Annotated in this window: 3 protein-coding genes; all 3 read left to right on the top strand. The window is 67.4% G+C overall.

The features are described 5' to 3' along the window. Window positions 1-274 precede the first annotated feature (274 nt). Genes istA through ABZT03_RS43465 form a run of 3 tightly spaced genes read left to right on the top strand, consistent with a single transcriptional unit; the run spans window position 275 to window position 3,246 of the window. On the top strand, window positions 275-1,891 hold the full coding sequence (gene istA / locus ABZT03_RS43475) for an IS21 family transposase (RefSeq protein WP_356049747.1): 1,617 nt from the start codon (window positions 275-277) through the stop codon (window positions 1,889-1,891). Further along, window positions 1,888-2,679 carry an IS21-like element helper ATPase IstB gene (gene istB / locus ABZT03_RS43470; RefSeq protein WP_356049745.1) on the top strand — a complete coding sequence of 264 codons (792 nt, stop codon included), beginning with the start codon at window positions 1,888-1,890 and terminating at the stop codon, window positions 2,677-2,679. Before istA ends, istB begins: the two co-directional genes overlap by 4 nt. A gap of 21 nt (window positions 2,680-2,700) precedes the next feature. After that, window positions 2,701-3,246, top strand: coding sequence for a S1 RNA-binding domain-containing protein (locus tag ABZT03_RS43465; protein WP_356049743.1), 546 nt, complete (start codon window positions 2,701-2,703; stop codon window positions 3,244-3,246). The last annotated feature ends 100 nt before the right edge of the window (window positions 3,247-3,346 follow it).

Genomic DNA, 3,346 nt, shown 5'->3' with positions numbered 1-3,346 from the left:
CCCCGATCACAAGATCAGCGACAGAGCCCGTAATTCCCCACCCCTGTGGTCACGTTTCCCCATGGGGACGGCGGTCGTGGACGGGCGCCGTGACACTCCCGGGATCAGGTCGAACTTTCCCTGTTTCGGGTGGTTTGAGCGTTGAGTAGCCATCCCTCCAGATTCCTCCGGGTTCCCCATGGGCATGCCGGTGCCGGGTTGAGGGTCCTGATGACCATCTCGGAGTCGTAGCTGTCCCTCGACCTACAGGCCGAGAGGTCGACGGACGCATCGGATGGCAAGGAGAACGTTCACCGTGGTCGACATCATCGAGATCTACGTCCACTGGTACGCGGGCCGCTCGAAGAGCCAGCTCGCCGCCTCACTTGGAGTGGACCGCAAGACGGTCAGGAAGTATCTGGGGCCGGCAGAGGCTGCCGGGATCATCCCGGGCGGGCCGCCGATGAGCGAGGCGGACTGGTCCAAACTCATCAAAAGCTGGTTCCCGGAGCTCGCCAGCCGGCGGTTGAACCAGATCACCTGGGGGGAGATCGACGAGCACCGCGACTACGTCAAGAACCTGCTGGAGACCACGACCGTCACCACAATCCATCAACGACTGCGTGATGAAGGCAAGTTGAAGGCGTCCCTGTCGTCGTTCCGCCGCTGGGTGCACGAGAACCTGCCGGAGATGACGGCCAGGTCCAAGGTCACCGTGCTGCGGGACGACGTCGAGCCGGGCTCGGAAGCCCAGATCGACTACGGCTTCCTGGGGCAGTGGATCAACCCGGGCACCGGCAAACGGCACCGGATCTGGGCGTTCGTGATGGTGCTGCCCTGTTCGCGGCACATGTTCGTCCGACCGGTGGTCCACATGGACCAGCACGCCTGGACCGAGGCCCACGCCGAGGCGTTCCGCTACTTCGGCGGCATTCCGCGTCGCCTGGTGCCGGACAACCTGCGCACGGGAGTGGACAAGCCCGATCTCTACGACCCGAAGATCAACAGAGCGTATGCCGAACTCGCCACCTACTACGGCGCATTGGTGGACCCTGCGAGAGCTTTGCATCCGAAGGACAAGCCGCGGGTCGAACGGCCGATGCCCTATGTCCGCGACTCGTTCTGGAGCGGCCGTCAGTTCACCTCGATCGAGCACATGCAGGCCGAGGCCATCACCTGGGCCCGGAACGTGGCCGGGCGGCGGCAGTGTCGGCCTCTGGACGGTGCCGCCCCGCTGTCGGTGTTCGAGGCCGTCGAGGCCCCGGCCCTGCTGCCGCTGCCGGACAAGCCGTTCGTACTGGCGCGCTGGTCCACCGCGACGGTCGGTCCGGACATCCACATCAAGGTGGGCCGCACTCTCTACTCGGTGCCCTGGAAGCTGATCGGCCAGCGCGTGGACGTCCGCTCCACCGCGACCATGGTCCAGGTCTTCCACGAGGGCGAGCTGGTCAAGACCCACGCCGCCCTGGACCAGGGCAAACGCACCGACCGGGGCGACTACCCGCCGGAGAAGATCGCGTTCCAGATGAAGACGCCGATCTGGTGCCGCACCCAGGCGTCCGAGGTCGGCGACGCCTGCCAGGAGGTCATCGACCTGCTGCTGGAGGTCAACGCGCTCTACCGGCTCCGCGCCGCCCAGGGGGTCCTCGGGCTGCGGAAGAAGTACGGCGACCAGCGACTGGAGGCCGCATGCACCAAGGCCATCACGGTCGGCGACCCGTCCTACCGCACCATCAAGGGCATCCTGATCGCCGGCACCGAGACCGACCCCGAGCCAGAGAGCGGCGACGCCGGGGCCGCGGCCTTCCTCCACGGGCCCCAGGGCCTGTTCGCCGCCACCATCCCCACCCAGACACAGGACGAACTCCACGGCGACCAGGACCGTGACGACACCCGGGAGACCGCACGATGAGCGTGATGGACACCGCCCTGCGCGAGTCGCTGAAGACGCTTCGCTTGTCCGGGATGCTGGAGACCCTCGACGCCCGCCTGGCCCAGGCCCACGGCGGCGAGCTCGGGCACCTGGACTTCCTCCAGGTGCTCTGCCAGGACGAGATCACCCGCCGCGAGACCGTCGCCTTCCAACGGCGCCTACAGAAAGCGAAGTTCGAGCAGCAGGTCACCCTTGAGGAGTTCGACTTCACCGCGTCCTCGAAGCTGCCCGCGGCCCAGATCCGTGACCTGGCCGCTCTGCGCTGGCTGCATGCCGGCGAGTCCGTAGTTCTGTTCGGGCCAGTCGGGGTCGGAAAGACACACGTCGCCCAGGCCCTCGGGCACCTGGCCGTCCGGCAGGGTGCGAACGTCCGCTTCGCCAAGACCAGCCGGATCCTGGCGGACCTGGCCGGCGGCCATGCCGACCGCACCTGGGACAAGCGGATCCGCGAGCTCGTCCGCCCCGACGTCCTCATCCTCGACGACTTCGCGATGCGCCAGCTCACCGCCGCCCAGGCCGACGACCTCTACGAACTGGTCAGCGAGCGGCAGGGCCGGTCCCTGATCATCACCAGCAACCGGGCTCCCAGCGACTGGTATCCACTCTTCCCCAACCCCGTCGTCGCCGAGTCGCTCCTGGACCGGCTGATCAACACCAGCCACCAGGTCATCATGAACGGCCCCAGCTACCGGCCGAACAAACGCCCCAAGAACCCCACGTCAGCCGCCGGCGACCATCAGGAGAGAGCCGGTCGCCCACTGAAGTAGGGGTGGCATAGGGTCGCAGCCGTGACCTATCCGCTTCCTTCCCCGGCGCTGAAAGCGTTTCTGGCGACACTCCGTCGCGGTGAAGAACGCACTGGTGTGGTCACCGCGAGTGAGACCTTCGGCGTGATTGTCGACCTTGACGGAGCCCCCGAGCCTTCGGTGGGCTTCATTCCACCGCCGGAGGTCTCCTGGAAGTGGATCTCTTCCTGCGACGAGGTCGTGACGATTGGCCAGCGGGTGACCGCGGCGGTCCTCGCCGTCGACGCCGAGGTGCGCGGGCAGGCTGTCCTGTCCCTGATCGCCCTGCAGCCCAACCCCTGGCTGGCCTGGGTTGATCAGGTCGGCAGCATCCTGCGGGGACGCGTCACGAGGCTGGTCCCGTTCGGCGTGTTCGTGAGCGTTGACGACGGGATGGACGGCCTACTCCACAGCTCCGAGTTGTCGCGCCTCGGCAGCGACCGCGATATCCGGGTCGGTGACGAGCTGACGGCGCGGATCGCCGAAGTGGACCCGGCGCGGCGCCGCATCCGCCTCTCGCTCCCGACCGAGCGCACGGCATCGGGCTGACACCGGCGGCCCGCCTGGGCCGCCTCAGCCAGCCCATGGGGAATTACGTGACCGCAGCCCTGGGGAATTACGGGCTCTGTCGCTGATCTTGTGATCGGGG

Source organism: Streptomyces sp. NPDC005574, from assembly GCF_040605435.1.
In the GTDB taxonomy this organism is placed as follows: domain Bacteria; phylum Actinomycetota; class Actinomycetes; order Streptomycetales; family Streptomycetaceae; genus Streptomyces.
Note: the sequence above shows the minus strand (reverse complement) of the source record. Positions and strands in the feature narration are given on the sequence as shown.